Consider the following 18,319-nt stretch of genomic DNA (forward strand, 5'->3'; position numbering starts at 1 on the left):
ACCGGGGCCGGTGCCCGCACGTCCTCCGTTGCATGATCAGTGAACGCGTGAGCGGCGCCCTGGTGATCCGCACCGCCCTGCCCGTGGAGGCCGAGACCATCGCCGATCTGCACTTCCGGGCCAGGTCCACGTACTACCCGGACGGCGTCCCCCAGGCCGACGTCGACTGGGCCGAGGCCTGGCGCGGCTCCATCCGGCGGCTCGACGGCCATGTGCTGTGTGCCGTCGAACAGGGCCGGATCGTCGGTGTCGCCTCCTTCCGCACCCCGGACGGCGCACCCGCGGAAACGGTCAAGCTGTTCCAGTTCCACGTCGACCCCGGCCACTGGCGCGCCGGTATCGGCACGGCCCTGCACGCGGCCTGCGTGGAGGAGTGGCGGGCCGACGGCCGGCTGACGGCCGTGCTCGACGTCCATGTGGACAACGCCCGGGCCCAGGGCTTCTACGCCCGCCAGGGCTGGGTCCCCGACCCGGAGAATCCGCCCGCCGAGGACGATCACCACCTCTTCCTGCGCTTCTCGGTGCCCGGGGAATGAACGTCGCTGTTTGAACGTTCACGTACCGGGTGGAGAGAGCCTCCGCGCCCGTACGACCTGGAGAGAGCCGAAGACATGCGCGTCGAGATCTGGAGCGACATCGCCTGCCCCTGGTGCTACGTGGGCAAGGCCCGCTTCGAGAAGGCGCTGGCTGCCTTCCCGCACCGTGACGACGTCGAGGTGGTGCACCGCTCCTTCGAGCTGGACCCGGGCCGCGCCAAGGGCGACGTCCAGCCGGTGATCACCATGCTCACCAGGAAGTACGGCATGAGCGAGGCGCAGGCCCAGGCCGGCGAGGACAACCTGGGTGCCCAGGCCGCCGCCGAGGGTCTGGACTACCGCACCCGGGACCGCGACCACGGCAACACCTTCGACATGCACCGTCTGCTGCACTTCGCCAAGGAGCAGGGCAGGCAGGACGAGCTGATCCAGATCCTGTACCGGGCGAACTTCGCCGAGGAGCGGTCCGTGTTCACCGAGGGCGACGAGCGCCTGGTGGAGCTGGCCGCCGAGGCCGGACTGGACGCCGCGGCCGTCCGCGCGGTGCTCGCCGACCCGGACGCGTACGCCGACGAGGTCCGCGCCGACGAGCGCGAAGCCGCCCAGCTCGGTGCGAACGGCGTGCCCTTCTTCGTCCTGGACCGTACGTACGGCGTCTCCGGTGCCCAGCCCGCCGAGGTCTTCACCCAGGCGCTCACCCAGGCCTGGGGTGAGCGGTCCCCGTTGAAGCTGGTCGATCAGGGCGACCAAGGGGACGGGGCGGCCTGCGGCCCGGACGGGTGCGCGGTGCCGCAGCACTGAGAAACCGCAGGTCGGCGCGGACGTATAAGCGTCTCTAAGCGGATCCACGTAAAAATCGGCAATGGACTACGACTTCATCCGGCCGCAGAGTGGACCCATGGAGACCACGGAGACGTTCGAGAGCCTCGTCCGCGCCGAGTTCACCCCGAAGACCACGTACCTCAACACCGCGAGCAACAGCCTGCTGCCGGCCCGTACCGTCGCCGCCCTGCACGAGGCGGCGCTGCTGCGGGCCGAGGGCCGTCCGCTGACCCCGCTGTTCGAGGACGTCGAGGCCTGCCGGGCCGCATACGCCCGGCTCGCCGGAGTCCCTGCCACCCGGGTCGCGGCGGGCGCCTCGGTCGCCGCGCACTCCGGCGTGATCGCCGCCTCGCTGCCCGCCGGAGCCGAAGTCCTCACTGCCGAGGACGACTTCACCTCCGTGCTGAACCCCTTCCACGTCCGCGGCGACCTCAAGGTCCGCGCGGTGCCGCTGGAGCGGATCGCCGAGTCCGTCCGCCCGGACACCGCGCTGGTCGCGGTCAGCGCCGCCCAGTCCGCCGACGGCCGCGTCGCCGACCTGGCCGCCCTGCGGGAGGCCGCCCGCGCGCACGGCGCGCGCACCTACGTCGACTTCTCCCAGGCCGCCGGCTGGCTGCCGATGGACGCGGACGCCTACGACTTCACCGCCACGGTCTCCTTCAAGTGGCTGCTCGGCCCGCACGGCGCGGCCTTCCTCACGGTCCCCGAGGACCTCGGCGGGCTCACCCCGCTGCTCGCGGGCTGGGTCGCGGCCGAGCAGCCGTGGGACAGCTGCTACGGCCCGGTCGACGAACTCGCCCACTCCGCACGGCGGTTCGACCTCACCCACGCCCTGTTCACCTACGCCGGACTGCGCCGCTCCCTCGAACTGATCGAGGAACTCGGCATGGCCGCCGTCCACGCCCACGACGTGGCCCTCGCCGACCGGTTCCGGGACGGGCTCGCGACCCTCGGCCACACGCCCGTGCCCGCCCCCGGCTCGGCGATCGTCTCGGTCCCCGGGCTCGGCGGCCGCCAGCCCGAGCTGAGCCGCGCCGGCATCGAGGTCTCCGACCGCGCGGGCAACCTGCGTGCGTCCTTCCACCTGTTCAACACGCCCGCGGACGTGGATCGCCTGCTGGACGCGCTGTCCGGCTGACACGACCGGACCGGGACCTCCCGTCCCACACGAGGAGGCCCCGGCCCGGTGCTCTCGGGGGTTACTTCACCGGGGTGAAATCCCTTGCTCCGACGAACGCGGGCCGGCGCACCGGCGCGGCGAACGGCTCGACGGCCGCGTTCTCCACGCTGTTGAACACGATGAAGACGTTGCTGCGCGGGAACGGCGTGATGTTGTCGCCGGACCCGTGCATGCAGTTGCAGTCGAACCAGGTCGCCGAGCCGGCCCTGCCGGTGAACAGCCGGATGCCGTACTCGCTCGCCATCTTGGTGAGCGCCTCGTCGGACGGGGTGCCCGCGTCCTGCATCTGCAGCGACTTCTTGTAGTTGTCCTCGGGCGTGGCCCCGGCGCAGCCCAGGAACGTCCGGTGCGAGCCCGGCATGATCATCAGGCCGCCGTTGGTGTCGTAGTTCTCGGTCAGCGCGATCGAGACGGACACCGTGCGCATGTTCGGCAGGCCGTCCTCGGCGTGCCAGGTCTCGAAGTCCGAGTGCCAGTAGAAGCCGCTCGCCCCGAAGCCCGGCTTGACGTTGATCCGGGACTGGTGGACGTAGACGTCGGAGCCGAGGATCTGCCGGGCCCGGCCGACCACCCGCTCGTCCCGCACCAGGTTCGCGAACACCTGGCTGATCCGGTGCACCTCGAAGACGGAGCGGATCTCCTGCGACTTCGGTTCGACGATCGAGCGCTCGTCGGCCCGGACCGCCGGGTCCGCGATCAACCGGTCCAGCTCGGCCTTGTAGACCTCGACCTCGCTGGGGGAGATCAACTGGTCGATGGCGAGGAACCCGTCACGCTCGTACGACTGGAGGTCGGCGGTCGCGATCGGGCCGGGCGTCTGCGGGGAGCCCCAGACCACCGGGTCCTGGCGGGGGAGGATCACCTCGGCGGGGCCGCGGCTGGGATACAGGTCGGTGACGGTGGTCATCGGTGTCACACCTCCTCGGGCTCGGTGAGCAGGGGATAGACGCCGTTCTCGTCGTGGTCCTCCCGTCCGGTGACGGGCGGGTTGAACACGCAGATGCAGCGGAAGTCCTCCTTGACGCGCAGCGTGTGCCGCTCGTGCCCGTCGAGGAGGTACATGGTGCCGGGAGTGATCGTGTAGGTCTTCCCGGTCTCGTGGTCGGTGAGTTCGGCCTCGCCCTCGACGCAGACGACGGCCTCGATGTGGTTGGCGTACCACATCGACGTCTCGGTCCCGGCGTACAGGACGGTCTCGTGCAGGGAGAAGCCGACGCGCTCCTTGGCGAGGACGATCCGCTTGCTCTCCCAGGTGCCGGACTTCGCCCGCACGTGCCGGTCGGTGCCTTCGATGTCCTTGAAAGATCGGACGATCACGGTGGTGCACAGCCTCCTTGCTAGATGGTTTCCCGGACGGCACGGGCGAGGGTGCTCAGCCCCTCGTCCAGTTCGTCGGCGGTGACGGTGAGGGCGGGCAGCAGCTTGACGACCTCACTCTCCGGGCCGGACGTCTCGATGAGCAGCCCGAGTTCGAAGGCCCGCCGGGCGACCCGCTCGGCCCGGTTCTTCTCGTGGAACTCCAGGCCCCAGACGAGACCGCGCCCGCGGTACTCCTTCACGTCGGCGAGGTTCTCCTCGGTGATGGAGATCAGCGCCTGTTCGATCTGCTCGCCGCGGGTGCGGGTCTGCTTCTCCATGGCGGAGCCGTCGGTCCAGTACGTCTCCAGGGCCGCGGTGGCGGTGACGAACGCGGGGTTGTTGCCGCGGAAGGTGCCGTTGTGCTCGCCCGGCTCCCAGATGTCGAGTTCGGGCTTGAACAGGCACAGCGACATGGGCAGGCCGTACCCGCTGATCGACTTGGACACCGTGACGATGTCGGGCGTGATGCCCGCCTCCTCGAAGGAGAAGAACGCGCCCGTACGGCCGCAGCCCATCTGGATGTCGTCGACGATGAGCAGCATGTCCTGCCGCTCGCACAGGTCGGCGAGCGCCCGCAGCCACTCCGGGCGGGCGACGTTGATGCCGCCCTCGCCCTGCACGGTCTCCACGATCACGGCGGCGGGCTTGTTGAGACCGGACCCCTGGTCCTCGAGGAGCCGCTCGAACCAGAGAAAGTCCGGGACCGTGCCGTCGAAGTAGTTGTCGAACGGCATGGGCGTGCCGTGCACCAGCGGGATGCCGGCGCCGGCCCGCTTGAAGGCGTTGCCGGTGACGGCGAGGGAGCCCAGCGACATGCCGTGGAAGGCGTTCGTGAACGACACGATCGCCTCCCGTCCCTTCACCTTCCGGGCGAGCTTCAGCGCGGACTCGACGGCGTTGGTGCCGGTCGGGCCCGGGAACATGACCTTGTACGGCAGGTCGCGCGGGCGCAGCACCAGGTCCTGGAAGGTCTGCAGGAAGGTCCGCTTGGCGGTGGTCGACATGTCCAGGCCGTGGGTGACGCCGTCCCGGGACAGATAGTCGATCAACGCCCGTTTCAGGACCGGGTTGTTGTGGCCGTAGTTGAGTGAACCGGCCCCGGCGAAGAAGTCGAGGTACGCGTGGCCGTCCTCGTCGTACATCCGGCTGCCCTGCGCACGGTCGAACACGGTGGGCCAGCCGCGGCAGTAGCTGCGCACCTCGGACTCGACTGTCTCGAAGACGCTGAGGTCGGGCTGGGTGATGGTCACGGTGAATCGCTCCTCAGTGCGCGGTGGGGGTCAACGGGCCGATGCGGTACAGCACTTCGGGGTCGTGCGGGCCGTCCGGGAACACGTCGGCGGGGAACAGCACCTCGCGGGCCAGGTCCGCGCCGTGACGGGTGGCGAACGAGGTGAACAGGCGCTCGGAGGCGGTGTTCCCGGGGGTGATGGTGGTCTCGACGCGGGTGACGCCGCGCTCGGCGGTGAGCCGGGCGGTCAGCCCGTCCAGCAGGGCGGCGGCGATGCCCAGACCCCGGTGGGCGGAGTCGACAGCGACCTGCCAGACGAGCAGGGTGCCGGGGCGGTCGGGCCGCACGTACCCGGTGACGAAACCGACGGGCTCGCCGTCCGCGCCGCGCGCCACCGCCGAGGTGCCGGCGAAGTCCCGGCACCACAGCAGATAGCTGTACGAGGAGTTCAGGTCGAGGGTTTCCGAGTCCTTGGCGAGACGCCAGAGCGCGGCTCCGTCGGACATGGTCGGTCGGTCGATGAGTAGGTCTGCTGGTCGGGCAGTCATGCGGCAGGAATTTAGCGAGGCAAATTCAGAAATGCACGGGAGGGCCGACCGAGGTGAGCGCCAGGGGTGGCGAAATGTCTGAGTTGACCCATGTCAAATGATGACAAAACACCCTCGATGTGGAGTGTGTCACAGCCTGGAAATCCCTACGAAATCTTGTTGTTTAGCCTCGCGAAAAGCGGGCAGAAGAAGACGGGAAGCTGCTCTCGAATGAATTCTGGAAATAGCGGCCGGAATTCATGTGGGTCGTGTGAATTGAGGGGGAATCGCATGACCGATGACCGGATCGAACCGGCCGGCGCGGACGGCGGCGGGGGCGCGACGGGCGCACCCCTGCCGCACGCCGAGGGTTCACGCAGCGGGCTCGGTCCGCTCGGCCGCCCGCAGGGCACCCGGCACGTCCACGTCCAGCCCTCGCTCGGCCAGCGCGGCGCCCAGTGCCGTGAGGCAGCTGCGCACCGCGCCCGGCGTGGCATCCGCCCCGTAGTGGTTGACTCGGATCATCTCCTTGGCCAGAGCCTCACCACCCGCGGCCAGCGGAAGCGCGGGGTCGGCCGCCAGCGCCCGTGCCACCAGCTCCGACGCCACCACACCCGCGGGCGTCCGCAGCGTCGTCGCCACCGGCGCCGCGTCCTTCGACTCGTACACGTACGGCTCCAGGCCTCCGCCGAGGGCGGTCGCGCCGGCGCGCACGGCCAGCGCGGCGTCGCGGTGCCGGGCCATCACCGTCCGCAGGCCCGCCGACTCGATCCGCTCCAGGCACGCCTCCAGCGCCAGCATCTCCAGCTGGGCGGGCGCGTGCAGCAGCGCCTTGCGGCCACCGTCGATCCAGCGCTCCTTCCAGTCGAGGAGGGAGAGGTAGGAGCGGCGTGGCGCGTTCGGGTTGGCCGCCATGCGGGCCCACGCCCGCTCGCTCACCGAGATCGCCGACACACCCGCCGGGCCGCCCATCGCCTTCTGTGCGCCGATCACGCACAGGTCCACGCCCCACGCGTCCGGCAGCACCGGCTCCGCCCCGACGGAGGCGACCGCGTCCAGGTAGAACAGCGCGCCGTGCTCCCGTACCACCTCGCCGATCTCCGCGACCGGGTTGGTGTTGCCGGTCGCCGCCTCCGCGTGGACGAGGGACACGAAGTCGATCTCCGGGTGGGCGGCGAAGGCCTCCCGGACCAACTCGGCCGTCACCGCGGTGTGGAAGGGCACCGAGAGGTCGTACACCGTCGCACCGGCGTCCCGGAGCCAGTTGCCGAACGTCTGGCCGTACGGGCCCGTGATCACGTTCAGCGCCGTCGTGCCGGGACCGGCGGTCGCGCGGATCGCGCCCTCCAGCGGCAGCAGTGCCTCACCCTGGGTGATCACGACGTCCTGTCGGGTGTCCAGCAGCCGGGCCACCCGGTCCTCGATGGCGGCGAACCGCTCGGCGCTCAGCGGGGGCAGATCGAGGAAGGGGTGGCTCACGGCGCTGCTCTCTTCGTTCAGGGGGGTGTCAAAGGGTGCGACTCCATCGATCTTAAGTCGAAAGGCTCCGTAACCATCGGTTTGATTTGAGAGACTCAAACTCTTCCTTATAATCGGAACCCACAGTTCCCCCACAGGGAGATCCCCTCATGAAAACGCTCCTCGGACGCCGGACCCGCATCCTGGCCGCCACCACCGCGACGGCCGGGCTCGTGCTCGTGGCCGGCTGCTCCTCCGGCGGCTCGGAGAGCGGCAAGACCACCGTCAAGGGCGTCCACCTCGTCAAGGCCGGTCAGCTGACCACCTGCACCCACCTGCCGTACCCGCCGTTCCAGTCGGAGATCAACGGCAAGGTGCAGGGCTTCGACGTCTCCCTGATCGACCTCGTCGCCAAGGACCTGGGCGTCAAGCAGCAGATCCTCGACACGCCGTTCGAGAACTTCAAGACCGGCGCCTTCCTCAACTCCGGGCAGTGCGACCTCGCCGCCGCCGGCATGACCATCACCGCCGAGCGCAAGAAGAACGTCGACTTCTCCGACCCGTACTTCGAGGCCACCCAGGCCGTCCTCGTCGACAAGAAGGCCGGCGTGAACTCGCTCGCCGACGTCAAGGCCAAGGGCAAGAAGCTCGGCGCCCAGGCGCAGACCACCGGCGAGGACTACGCCAAGAGCAAGGGCTTCGACCCGGTCTCCTTCCACTCCTCCGACGCGGTCCTCAACGGTCTGCGCACCGGCCAGGTCCAGGCCGTCATCATCGACTACCCGGTCGTCCAGGGCTGGCTGAAGGACAAGGCCAACGCCGACGCCTTCAAGGTCGTCGACAACCTCAACACCGGTGAGCAGTACGGCTTCACGGTGAAGAAGGGCAACACCGCGCTGCTCGCCGCCGTCAACAAGGTCCTCAAGGACGCCAAGGCCGACGGCACCTACAAGAAGATCTACGAGCAGTGGATCGGTCCGTACGACACCTCCGCCGCCTCGCCGTCCGCCTCCTGACCCCATGACCGAGACGGACACACACATCCAGCCGAGGAAGACGGGCCTGACGCGCCGCCAGAAGCGCAGGCTGTCGCGCGCGGCGCAGTACGCGGTCTTCGTCGCCGCCGTGGTCGCGTTCGCGGCCGCGGCGGACTGGGGACGGCTGAAGAACCAGTTCGCGCAGGCCCACATCGCCGAGCAGATGTTCCCGGACGTCATCACGGTGGCGCTCAAGAACACCGTGCTGTACACCCTGTCCGGCTTCGTCGTGGGCCTCGCCCTCGGCATGGTCGTCGCCCTGATGCGGCTGTCCTCCGTGGGGCCGTACCGCTGGGTCGCCGGTGTCTACATCGAGATCTTCCGCGGCCTGCCGGCCCTGCTGATCTTCATCTTCGTCGGCGTCGGAGTGCCGCTGGCCTTCCCGGACATCCAGTACCCCGGCGGCACCTACGGCAAGGTCGCGGTCGCCCTCGGCCTGGTCTCCGCCGCGTACATGGCGGAGACCATCCGCGCCGGTATCCAGGCGGTGCCCAAGGGGCAGATGGAGGCGGCCCGTTCCCTGGGCTTCTCGCCCGCCCGGGCCATGATCTCCATCATCATCCCGCAGGCCTTCCGGATCATTCTGCCGCCGCTGACCAACGAGCTGGTCCTGCTCTTCAAGGACTCCTCGCTGGTGCTGTTCCTCGGCGTCACCCTGGAGGAGCGCGAGCTGTCCAAGTTCGGCAACGACCTGGCCAGTACGACCGCCAACTCCACCCCGATCCTGGTCGCGGGCCTCTGCTACCTGCTCATCACCATCCCGCTCGGCTTCGTCGTCCGCCGCATGGAGTCCGGTTCCAAGGAGGCGATCCGATGAGCCGCCCGGAGATCCGCGTCCAGGACCTGCACAAGTCCTTCGGCGACAACCACGTGCTGCGCGGCATCGACCTGGAGATCGACCAGGGCGAGGTCGTCTGTGTCATCGGCCCCTCCGGGTCCGGCAAGTCGACCCTGCTGCGGTGCGTGAACCTCCTGGAGGAGCCCACCCGGGGCCAGGTCTTCGTCGGCGGCACCGAGATCACCGACCCGGACGTCGACATCGACGCCGCACGCCGCCGTATCGGCATGGTCTTCCAGCAGTTCAACCTCTTCCCGCACCTGACCGTGACCGAGAACCTCACGCTCCCGCAGCGCCGGGTCCTCAAGCGGGACAAGGCCACGGCCGCGAAGACCGCCGCCGAGAACCTCGCCCGGGTCGGCCTGTCCGAGAAGGCGGACGCCTACCCGTCCTCCCTCTCCGGCGGCCAGCAGCAGCGCGTGGCCATCGCCCGCGCGCTGGCGATGGGCCCCGAGGTGATGCTCTTCGACGAGCCGACCTCGGCGCTCGACCCGGAGCTGGTCGGCGACGTCCTCGCCGTCATGCGCATGCTCGCCACCGAGGGCATGACCATGATGGTCGTCACCCACGAGATGACCTTCGCCCGCGAGGTCGCCGACCGGGTCGTCTTCATGGACGGCGGCGTGATCGTCGAGGACGGCAGTCCTGACCAGGTCATCGCAAGCCCCCGTCACGAGCGCACCCGCCACTTCCTCTCCCGCCTGCTCGACCCGGCGATGGCCGAGGTGGAGGAGGTGGAGGAGGTGGAGGATGCGGTCTCGGACCAGGCGGGCAAGACCGAGTCGTAGGTCACTGACAGGACCGGGTCCCGGCTCACTAAGGTGCGATGCATGAGCGATCACGCGGTGCTGCACGTGAAGGGCCGGGTCCTGGTGGGCCCCGAGGACGTCCGCGACGAACTGTGGGTCGTCGACGGCCGGATCACCTACGACCGCCCCGCCGGGGCCCGGGACGTCCGGACCGTCGAGGGCTGGGCGCTGCCCGGCCTGGTCGACGCGCACTGCCACGTCGGGCTCGGCGCGGACGGTCCGGTGGACGCGGACACCGCCGAGAAGCAGGCGCTGACCGACCGGGAGACCGGCACCCTGCTGATCCGCGACGCGGGTTCGCCCTCCGACACCCGGTGGGTCGACGACCGCGACGACCTCCCGAAGATCATCCGGGCCGGCCGGCACATCGCCCGCACCCGCCGCTACATGAGGAACTACGCCCACGAGATCGAGCCGGACGAACTCGTCGCGTACGTCGCGCAGGAGGCCCGGCGCGGCGACGGCTGGGTCAAGCTGGTCGGCGACTGGATCGACCGAGACCTCGGCGACCTGTCCGCCTGCTGGCCGCGCGAGGCGGTGGAGGCGGCCATCGCCGAGGCCCACCGGCTCGGCGCCCGCGTCACCGCGCACTGCTTCGCCGAGAGCTCGCTGCGCGACCTGGTCGAGGCGGGCATCGACTGCATCGAGCACGCCACGGGCCTCACCGAGGACCTGATCCCGCTCTTCGCCGAGCGCGGGGTGGCGATCGTCCCGACCCTCGTCAACATCGCCACCTTCCCGCAGCTCGCGGCGGGCGGCGAGAGCAAGTACCCGCGCTGGTCGGCCCATATGCGCCGGCTGCACGAGCGCCGCTACGACACCGTGCGCGGCGCCTACGACGCCGGCATCCCGGTGTACGTCGGTACGGACGCGGGCGGCTCACTGGCCCACGGCCTGGTGGCGGGCGAGGTCGCCGAACTCGTCACCGCGGGCATCCCGCCGGTCGCGGCGCTGTCGGCCACCAGCTGGGGGGCCCGGGCCTGGCTCGGCCGCCCCGGTCTGGAGGAGGGCGCACCGGCCGACCTGGTGGTGTACGAGTCCGACCCGCGGGCGGACGTGCGGGTGCTGGCGGCGCCGCGCCGGGTGGTGCTCAACGGGGCCGTGGTCGAGTAAGGGAACGCGTGTGCCCGGTGATTCGAAGAGGCATGCGGAATATCCACGTTGGAGTGAAGTAACCCAGGATAGCTGACCGTTCACCCACAGTGCGTACAAGGTTGACGGGTCCCAAGCAAGTTCCGTCTGGGGGTCCCACCGCCTTGAACAGCAACAACTTCCGTATGCCCGCACGCCGTCTCGCCACGGTCGCGACGGTCACCGCCCTGGCCGCAGGTCCCGCGGTCCTGGGCGCGGGCGCCGCGCACGCGACCACCGACCACGGTCGCGCCTCCGCCGTCGTGCTCCGCACCGGACTCGACGTGTCCCTGCTCAACAAGACCGTGAACGTCCCGCTCGCGGTCACCCTCAACGAGGTCCAGGCGCCCCGGAGCGCCGACAGAACCGCGCTCTCCGCCCGGCTCGACGGCGTGAACGGCGGCAAGCCGTTCACGGTCCTCGGCGCGGACGTCGCCACGGCCAGGGCCACGGCGGACAAGAAGCTCGCCGAGGGCTCGGTCCGCCTCGTCCACGCCAAGGTGCACGTCCCGGGCCTGCCCCTGCTCTCCCTCGTGGAGGTCGACACGGTCACCGCGAAGGCGACCTGCGCGGTCGGCAAGCGGCCCGTCGCCTCCGCGAACGTCCTCGGCGCCGTCACGGTCCTCGGCAAGCGCGTCACGCTGACCGCGGGCGGCCCCACCGAGGTGAAGGTGCCCGGCGTCGGCGAGGTCCGCCTCGACCTCTCCCAGCACGCGACCACGACCCGCACGGCGGCCGCGACGGCCCTCGAACTCAAGGTCTCCGTCAACCCGCTGAAGCTCAACGTGGCCGACGTGGCAGGAACGATCACCCTGGCCAAGGCCACCTGCGAGTCCCCGATGCACCCGCCCACCGGACACTCGGCCCCGAACCACGACCCGGCGGCCGACGTGCAGCCCCAGGGCGCCCGCGCCGACCTGGCCGAGACGGGCGGCAACTCGACGACGCCGTACCTCGCGGGCGGCGCGCTGGCGCTGCTGCTGGTGGGCGGGGGAGCGGTGACGGTGGCCCGACGCCGGAAGAGCTGACGGACCCCTGGCGGGGTCAGCCCAGTGCTCGCTCCAGCCCCGCCAGGAATCCGTTCACCGTGGCCCTGTCCCGTACGGCCATGCGTATCCAGTCGGCGTCCAGCCCGGGAAACGTGTCCCCACGCCGCACCGCGTAGCCCAGTTCACGCAGTCGCCGTCGTACCGCGGCGGCGTCCGGCATGCGCACCAGCACGAACGGTCCTTCGGCGGGACCGGCCACCCGCACACCCCGGTCGGCGAAGGCGGACAGCCCCGCCACCAGATGAGCCCGGTCCGCCGAGATCCGGTGGGCCGCGTGTGCCGCCTCCGCCAGGGCCCGCGGCGCCACGCACGCCTGAGCCGCGGCCAGTGCCGGCGTCGACACCGGCCACAGCGGCTGGGCCCGCTCCAGCTCGGTGATCGTCTCCGGTGCGGCCAGCACGTAGCCGATGCGCAGCCCGGCCAGGCCCCATGTCTTGGTCAGGCTGCGCAGGACGACCAGGCCGGGGACGTCGGTTCGCCCCGCCAGGGCCTCGCGCTCGCCGGGCACCGCGTCCATGAACGCCTCGTCGACGACCAGTGTCCGCCCCGGGCGGGCGAGTTCGGCGATCGTGGCGGCCGGGTGCAGGACCGACGTCGGATTGGTCGGGTTCCCGATCACGACCAGGTCGGCGTCCTCGGGGACGGCCGCCGGGTCCAGCCGGAAGCCGTCGCTCTCGCGCAGCAGCACCCGGTCCACGGTGTGCCCCGCATCCCGCAGCGCCGCCTCCGGCTCCGTGAACTGCGGGTGCACGACGACCGGCCGGCGCACCTTCAGTGCCCGCGCCAGCAGCACGAACGCCTCCGCCGCCCCGGCCGTCAGCAGTACCCGCTCCACCGGCAGCCCGTGCCGCGCCGCCACCGCCGCCCGCGCGGCCCGCCCGTCCGGGTAGGCCGCGAGCGACGACAGCGACCCGGCGATCTGCTCCCGCAGCCACGCCGGAGGCGTGTCCGCACGGACGTTGACCGCGAGGTCGACCAGCGCGGCCCCGTCGTCACGGACCTCGGCGTCCCCGTGATGCCGCAGATCGTGCCCGGTGTCGTCAGTGTGCATGGCTGTGCGTGTGCCCCCCGTGATGGTGGTGCCCGTGCCCGTGGTGGTGGCCGTCGTCGTCCGGGTGGAAGTGCGGCTGCTGCGGCAGCCCCACCTTGTCCTCGAAGCCCGGCAGCGCGATCCGGTACACACAGGAGTCGCAGTTCATCCGGAGGTCGCCCTTGACGGCCTCCTCGTACCGCTCCATCACCAGATCCAGCAGCTCCGGCTCGGGCCCGATGACGTCCGCCGAGCGCACCTCGACCTCCGGGTGCGCGGCCGCCCAGCCCTCGGTCTGCCGGCGCACCCGGTCCGGCAGGATGCCGGTGAACAGGAAGTAGGGCAGGACGACGATCCGCTTCGCCCCCAGCTTCGCGCAGCGGTCGAGACCGGTCGGCACGTCCGGCGCCGCCAGCGACACGAACGCCGTCTCCACACCGGCGTACCCGCGCCCCTCCCACAGCAGCCGGGCCGCCTTGCACACCTCGGCGTTGGCGTCCGGGTCGGTGGAGCCCCGGCCCACCAGCAGCACGGTCACGTCGGCCCGGTCCTCGGGCGTACGGGCCGTGCCCCCGAGGGCCTCGTCCAGCCGCCGCTCCAGCACGTTCAGCAGCGACGGGTGCGGACCCAGCGGGCGGCCGTAGGTGTACGAGATCCCGGGGTGCCGTTCCTTCTCGCGGGCCAGCGCGGCCGGGATGTCACCCTTGGCGTGCCCGGCGGACACCAGCATCAGCGGAACGGCCGCGAACCGCCGTACGCCTTGCTCGACCAGGTCGGTGACGGCCTCGCCCAGCGGCGGCGGGGACAGCTCGATGAAACCGCCGGCGACGGGCAGTTCGGGGTGGCGGCGGCCCAGCTCCCGCACGAAGTCGCGGAACGCCTCGGCTCCGGCCTCGTCCCGGGTGCCGTGGCCGGCGATGAGCAGGGCGGGCGGCGGGGTGGTCACGGTTTCTCCTCGGTGGAAATCGGGTGGTACAGCAGGGCGTTGAGCGCGGCGGCGGCGACCGCCGAGCCGCCCTTCTCGGACACGTTGCTCACGGCGGGCAGCCCGCTCGCCCGCAACGCCTCCTTGGACTCGGCCGCGCCGACGAAGCCGACGGGCAGGCCGATGACGAGCGCGGGGGAGGCGTCCAGGGTCAGCAGCTCCTCCAGGGCGGTCGGCGCACAGCCGATCACCCACAGGGCGCCGGGCCCGACCTCCTCGTACGCGAGCCGGATCGCGTGGGCGGAACGGGTCAGCCCCGGCCCGGCCCCGGCGTCCTTCAGCCGGCACACGGTCTCCCGGCGGGTGATACCGGCCGCGACCATCTCCACGTCCACGACGACGGGCGCTCCGGCGTGCAGCGCGGCATGCGCCTTCACCAGGTCACTCTCGTCCGTGACGAGGTCGGTCGCGTACTCCAGGTCGGCGGCGGAGTGGATGACCCGCTCCACCACCGCCCGGGTCAGCGGCGGGAAGTGCGAGGTGTCCAGCCGGGTGCGCAGCCGCCGGAAGGACTCCTGCTCGATGGGATGGACCACACGGGCCACAGGGTTCACTGGGCGCCTTCCTTCGTGCTCTCCTGCCAGCGGTAGCCGCGCGGGGTCACCATGCGCCCCGCGATGTCCCGGGTCGCCGTGTTGCCCACGGTCACGACCGTCATCATGTCGACCGTCGCCGGGTCGAGCGCGGCCAGCGTCGTCAGCCGGCTCGACTCGTCCGGCCGCGAGGCGTTGCGCACGACACCGACGGGTGTCGTCGGCTCCCGGTGCCCGGCGAGGATCGCGAGCGCCTCGGGCAGCTGCCAGTCGCGGCCCCGGGAGCGCGGGTTGTAGAAGGTGACCACGATGTCCGCCTCGGCCGCCGCCCGTACCCGCCGCTCGATGACCTCCCACGGCGTGTGCAGGTCGGACAGGCTGATCGACACGTGGTCGTGGCCCAGCGGCGCGCCCAGGATCGCCCCGGCGGCGAGCGCGGCCGTCACACCCGGCACACCGACCACGTCGATGTCGTCGGACGCCTCGGCGAGCGCGGGGGAGGCCATGGCGTACACGCCCGCGTCCCCGCTGCCGATCAGCGCCACCGCATGCCCCTTGCGGGCCTCGGCGACCGCCGTGCGGGCCCGCTCCTCCTCGGCGCCGAGCCCCGACTCCAGCACCCGGGTGCCGGGCCGCAGCAGGTCACGGATCTGGTCGACGTACTGGTCGAGCCCCACCAGTACGGAAGCCCGCCGCAGTTCGGCCGTCGCGCGTGGGGTGAGCAGGTCCCGGGCGCCCGGGCCGAGCCCGACCACCGCGAGCCGCCCGCGCCCCGGACGCCGTACGACGGCACAGGTCGCCATGGCCGGCTGGGCCGCGGACTTCCGCTTGGGCACGAGGAGTTCACCGCCGCGCACCAGCGCCGCCGCCTCGGCGACGGAGGGGGTGCCGACGGCCGCGAGCGGGGCGTCCGACGGGTTGGGCACCCGCACGGCCGCCAGTTCCTCGGCCGGGTACGTCACCAGCGGCACCCCCAGCCGCTCGGCGGTCGCGACGATGCCGTGCTCCTCCGACTTGGCGTCCACGGTGGCGAGTTCGGCCACCGACCTCGGCGAGAGACCCGCCTCCCGCAGCGCGTCCTCGACCAGCCCGAGCACCTCCTCGACCGGTGCGCCCTTGGAGGCGCCGACCCCGACCACCAGGGACGGCGGCCGGAGCAGCACCTCCCGCTCGCCCGGTTCGACGGCGCGGTCCGTGAGCCGGACGGTGTACGGCCCCTGCTGCGCGGTCGGCAGCGGGGGCAGCGGCCACGGCACCTCGGCCTCCAGGGCGACGGGTTCGCCGTCCAGCAGGGCCCGGGACACCGTGGCGACCGAGCCCTCGAACGGGAACCCGAGGGTGTCGAGACCCGGCAGCCCCACGGCGTCCGTCGCGGTCGTCACCACCGGCTCCGCGCCCAGCAACGCGCCCACCTCACGGGCGAGTTCGTTGGCGCCGCCGCCGTGTCCGCCGACCAGCGACACCGCGAAGCGGCCGCCCTCGTCCACGCACACCACACCCGGGTCCGCCGCCTTGTCGCCGAGCAGCGGCGCGAGCAGCCGTACCGTCGCGCCCGTCGCCAGGAAGCACACCAGCTGCTCGCACTCCGCGAACGCGGCCCGGACGGCCTCGCCGACGGGACCGTCGTACACCCGCGTACGGTCCGGCCAGGCCGCGGCCATCCGGTCGCGCGCAGCCGTCCCCGCCGCGGTGGCGGAAATGAGGCCGATCACTGGGCAACTCCTTCTCTAGACGCCGGGGTTCTGACGCCCCACAGCAGGAAAACGGGATTGGTCGCGGCGAGCCGGGTCACGTCACCCGGCAGCGGCGCCAGCCGCGACGACTGCAACAGCACCCCGTCGCAGGTGAACCCGGCACTCGTCAGCGCCTCACGCGCCGCAGGCACCCGGTCCAGCGCCGCCATGGCGACGACGACGGTCCGCCGCGCCCGTCGCGCGCACGCGCCGACGACGGCAGACAGCTCGCGCCCGCCACCGCCGACGAACACCGCGTCGGGATCGTCGAGTTCGTCCAGCGCGGCCGGCGCCGAGCCGTGCACCACGCGGACGTCGACACCGTGCGCCCGTGCGTTGGCGTGGATCCGCTCGACCCCGTCCGGGGTCTTCTCGACGGCCACGACGGCCGCGCCGAGCCGCGCACACTCCACGGCCACCGAGCCCGAACCCGCGCCGACGTCCCACACCAGGTCGCCCAGGCGCGGCCCGAGCCGGGCCAGCGCCAGCGCCCGCACCTCGAACTTGGTGATCATCGAGTCGCGGTGCGCGAAGTCGCTCTCGTCCAGCGCCCACCGGTCCGGTTGCGCGGGCACCCCGGCGACGGTGCGCAGCCCGCCCAGTGCCCGGGTCCCGTCCAGGCAGAGCACCACGCTCACCGCCGTACCCCAGTCCCGTGCCGCGGCCTCGGCGGGCGTCACCCGCTCCACCCGCTCGTGCTCCGGGTCGCCGAGCGCGCTCGCCACGACGAGGACCCGGCCGTCGCCGAGCGCGGCTCCCAGCTCGGCGGGCCCGGCCCCGGGCCCGGTCAGCACGGCCACCTTCGGGTGCGCCCGGCACACGTTGACGGCCGTGCGCAGGTCACGCCCGTGCGCGCTCACCACGACCGCGTCGTCCCACGGCAGCCCGATCCGCGCGAACGCCGTCGCCACCGACGACACCCCGGGCCGTACGTCCAGCAGCCCGGCCCCGAACCGCTCGGCCAGCGCCCGCACGATCCCGAAGAACCCGGGATCCCCCGAGGCCAGCACGACCACCGGCAGCTCCTTGCCGACGTACTCCGCGATCGTCTCCAGGGCGGGCGCCAGCGGCCCGAGCACGATCCGCTCCACGCCCTCGGGCAGCCGTACGGCGTCCAGATGGCGTCGCCCGCCGACGACCAGGGCGGCACCGGCGAGGACGGCCGCGGGAACCGGCGCCCCCGTCCCCGTACCGACGACCGTGATCAACTGTTCGCACCCCGCTCGCGCAGCGCCCGCCGCGCCTCGGGGTCCGCCTTGCGGTACCCGTGGAAATGACCGGGGTGGTACAGGTGCGAACGCGTCCCGTGTGCGTCCAGCGCCGGGCCGACCAGGAAGAGCGTGTGCTTCCAGAGCTTGTGCTCCTTGACCGTCTCCTCCAGCGTGCCGATCGTGCACTTCACGACCAGCTCCTCCGGCCAGGTCGCCTGGTAGGCGACGACCACGGGGGTGTCCGTCGGGTAGCCGCCCTCCAGCAGCTCCCGCACCAGCTGGCCGCTGCGCGCCGCCGACAGGAAGATCGCCATGGTGGTGCCGTGCCGGGCGAACTCGCGGACCTCCTCGCCGGGCGGCATCGGCGTCTTGCCGCCGCCCAGCCGGGTCAGCACCACGGACTGGGCGACCTCCGGGATGGTCAGCTCGCGCTGCGCGAGGGCGGCGACGGCGGAGAAGGACGAGACGCCCGGCACGATCTCGGTCTCGATCCCGATCTCGGCGCACCGGTCGAGCTGCTCCTGCGTGCCGCCCCACAGCGCCGGGTCGCCGGAGTGGATCCGCGCGACCTTCAGGCCCTCGGTCAGGGCTCGCCGGTAGACGGCCACGACGTCCTCCAGGGACATGGTCGCCGAGTCCAGGATCTCCGCGTCCGCGTGCGCGTGTTCGAGCACCTCCGCCTGGACCAGGCTCGCCGCCCAGATCACCACGTCGGCCTCGGCGATCGCGCGTGCGGCGCGGAACGTCAGCAGGTCGGCGGCGCCGGGGCCGGCACCGACGAACGTCACCTTGCCGGTGGGGGCATCGGCCATGGGAAGGGGTCCTCTCGTGCGGGAGTGCGAGTCGAAAT

General features: G+C 71.8%; 19 protein-coding genes. 8 read left to right on the forward strand and 11 right to left on the reverse strand.

Annotation, left to right across the window (positions count from 1 at the left end):
- Nucleotides 1-32: 32 nt before the first annotated feature.
- The 3 genes from ACIF83_RS22565 (at nucleotide 33) to ACIF83_RS22575 (ending at nucleotide 2,496) form a co-directional block, all read left to right on the forward strand.
- Entirely contained in the window at nucleotides 33-536 is a 504-nt protein-coding gene (locus ACIF83_RS22565) for a GNAT family N-acetyltransferase (RefSeq protein ID WP_399729292.1), read from the forward strand.
- A 75-nt stretch (nucleotides 537-611) separates the two neighbouring features.
- Nucleotides 612-1,337 (forward strand): DsbA family oxidoreductase, encoded by a 726-nt coding sequence (locus ACIF83_RS22570; RefSeq protein ID WP_399729295.1) that lies wholly within the window; start codon nucleotides 612-614, stop codon nucleotides 1,335-1,337.
- Between the two features lie 97 nt (nucleotides 1,338-1,434).
- Entirely contained in the window at nucleotides 1,435-2,496 is a 1,062-nt protein-coding gene (locus ACIF83_RS22575) for an aminotransferase class V-fold PLP-dependent enzyme (protein WP_399729298.1), read from the forward strand.
- Nucleotides 2,497-2,557: 61 nt separating this feature from the next.
- Here ACIF83_RS22575 and thpD read toward each other — a convergent pair whose 3' ends face one another.
- The 5 genes from thpD to ACIF83_RS22600 form a co-directional block, all read right to left on the reverse strand.
- On the reverse strand, nucleotides 2,558-3,445 hold the full coding sequence (gene thpD / locus ACIF83_RS22580) for an ectoine hydroxylase (protein ID WP_393482007.1): 888 nt from the start codon (nucleotides 3,443-3,445) through the stop codon (nucleotides 2,558-2,560).
- Nucleotides 3,446-3,450: 5 nt separating this feature from the next.
- Complete coding sequence (locus ACIF83_RS22585; RefSeq protein ID WP_389185270.1) at nucleotides 3,451-3,855, reverse strand: ectoine synthase; 405 nt, start codon at nucleotides 3,853-3,855, stop codon at nucleotides 3,451-3,453.
- Between the two features lie 20 nt (nucleotides 3,856-3,875).
- Nucleotides 3,876-5,147: a diaminobutyrate--2-oxoglutarate transaminase gene (gene ectB, locus ACIF83_RS22590; RefSeq protein WP_398138646.1), complete on the reverse strand. Its 1,272-nt coding sequence runs from the start codon at nucleotides 5,145-5,147 to the stop codon at nucleotides 3,876-3,878.
- 13 nt (nucleotides 5,148-5,160) lie between these two features.
- A complete protein-coding gene (gene ectA, locus ACIF83_RS22595) occupies nucleotides 5,161-5,676 on the reverse strand; it encodes a diaminobutyrate acetyltransferase (protein WP_399729302.1) in 516 nt (171 codons plus the stop codon).
- A 351-nt stretch (nucleotides 5,677-6,027) separates the two neighbouring features.
- Nucleotides 6,028-7,134 carry a pyridoxal-phosphate-dependent aminotransferase family protein gene (locus tag ACIF83_RS22600; protein WP_399729305.1) on the reverse strand — a complete coding sequence of 369 codons (1,107 nt, stop codon included), beginning with the start codon at nucleotides 7,132-7,134 and terminating at the stop codon, nucleotides 6,028-6,030.
- Between the two features lie 149 nt (nucleotides 7,135-7,283).
- On the opposite strand from ACIF83_RS22600, the gene ACIF83_RS22605 reads away from it, so the two are divergent.
- From ACIF83_RS22605 to ACIF83_RS22625, 5 genes are all read left to right on the forward strand, one after another.
- Nucleotides 7,284-8,129 (forward strand): transporter substrate-binding domain-containing protein, encoded by an 846-nt coding sequence (locus tag ACIF83_RS22605; RefSeq protein WP_398138649.1) that lies wholly within the window; start codon nucleotides 7,284-7,286, stop codon nucleotides 8,127-8,129.
- A 4-nt stretch (nucleotides 8,130-8,133) separates the two neighbouring features.
- The gene (locus ACIF83_RS22610; RefSeq protein ID WP_393482022.1) at nucleotides 8,134-8,967 is read left to right on the forward strand and encodes an amino acid ABC transporter permease; all 834 of its coding nucleotides are present in this window, start codon (nucleotides 8,134-8,136) and stop codon (nucleotides 8,965-8,967) included.
- Nucleotides 8,964-9,776: an amino acid ABC transporter ATP-binding protein gene (locus tag ACIF83_RS22615; protein ID WP_393482024.1), complete on the forward strand. Its 813-nt coding sequence runs from the start codon at nucleotides 8,964-8,966 to the stop codon at nucleotides 9,774-9,776. The genes ACIF83_RS22610 and ACIF83_RS22615 overlap by 4 nt, the downstream gene beginning before the upstream one ends.
- Before the next feature lie 42 nt (nucleotides 9,777-9,818).
- Entirely contained in the window at nucleotides 9,819-10,910 is a 1,092-nt protein-coding gene (locus tag ACIF83_RS22620) for an amidohydrolase family protein (RefSeq protein ID WP_393482027.1), read from the forward strand.
- A gap of 143 nt (nucleotides 10,911-11,053) precedes the next feature.
- A complete protein-coding gene (locus ACIF83_RS22625) occupies nucleotides 11,054-11,956 on the forward strand; it encodes an SCO1860 family LAETG-anchored protein (RefSeq protein ID WP_393482030.1) in 903 nt (300 codons plus the stop codon).
- Nucleotides 11,957-11,972: 16 nt separating this feature from the next.
- On the opposite strand, the gene cobC is transcribed toward ACIF83_RS22625, so the two are convergent.
- The 6 genes from cobC to cobM are packed head-to-tail and all read right to left on the reverse strand — an operon-like array spanning nucleotide 11,973 to nucleotide 18,281.
- The gene (gene cobC / locus ACIF83_RS22630) at nucleotides 11,973-13,028 is read right to left on the reverse strand and encodes an Rv2231c family pyridoxal phosphate-dependent protein CobC (protein WP_398138652.1); all 1,056 of its coding nucleotides are present in this window, start codon (nucleotides 13,026-13,028) and stop codon (nucleotides 11,973-11,975) included.
- The gene (locus tag ACIF83_RS22635; protein WP_393482036.1) at nucleotides 13,018-13,953 is read right to left on the reverse strand and encodes a sirohydrochlorin chelatase; all 936 of its coding nucleotides are present in this window, start codon (nucleotides 13,951-13,953) and stop codon (nucleotides 13,018-13,020) included. Before ACIF83_RS22635 ends, cobC begins: the two co-directional genes overlap by 11 nt.
- Nucleotides 13,950-14,537, reverse strand: coding sequence for a precorrin-8X methylmutase (locus tag ACIF83_RS22640; protein WP_393482242.1), 588 nt, complete (start codon nucleotides 14,535-14,537; stop codon nucleotides 13,950-13,952). The genes ACIF83_RS22635 and ACIF83_RS22640 overlap by 4 nt, the downstream gene beginning before the upstream one ends.
- 5 nt (nucleotides 14,538-14,542) lie before the next feature.
- Nucleotides 14,543-16,237 (reverse strand): precorrin-3B C(17)-methyltransferase, encoded by a 1,695-nt coding sequence (gene cobJ, locus ACIF83_RS22645; protein ID WP_399729312.1) that lies wholly within the window; start codon nucleotides 16,235-16,237, stop codon nucleotides 14,543-14,545.
- A complete protein-coding gene (cbiE, locus tag ACIF83_RS22650; RefSeq protein WP_393482041.1) occupies nucleotides 16,234-17,466 on the reverse strand; it encodes a precorrin-6y C5,15-methyltransferase (decarboxylating) subunit CbiE in 1,233 nt (410 codons plus the stop codon). The genes cobJ and cbiE overlap by 4 nt, the downstream gene beginning before the upstream one ends.
- On the reverse strand, nucleotides 17,463-18,281 hold the full coding sequence (gene cobM / locus ACIF83_RS22655) for a precorrin-4 C(11)-methyltransferase (RefSeq protein ID WP_399729315.1): 819 nt from the start codon (nucleotides 18,279-18,281) through the stop codon (nucleotides 17,463-17,465). Before cobM ends, cbiE begins: the two co-directional genes overlap by 4 nt.
- Nucleotides 18,282-18,319 lie beyond the last annotated feature (38 nt).

It is taken from the genome of Streptomyces sp. NPDC085866, assembly GCF_044541035.1.
In the GTDB taxonomy this organism is placed as follows: Bacteria; Actinomycetota; Actinomycetes; order Streptomycetales; family Streptomycetaceae; genus Streptomyces.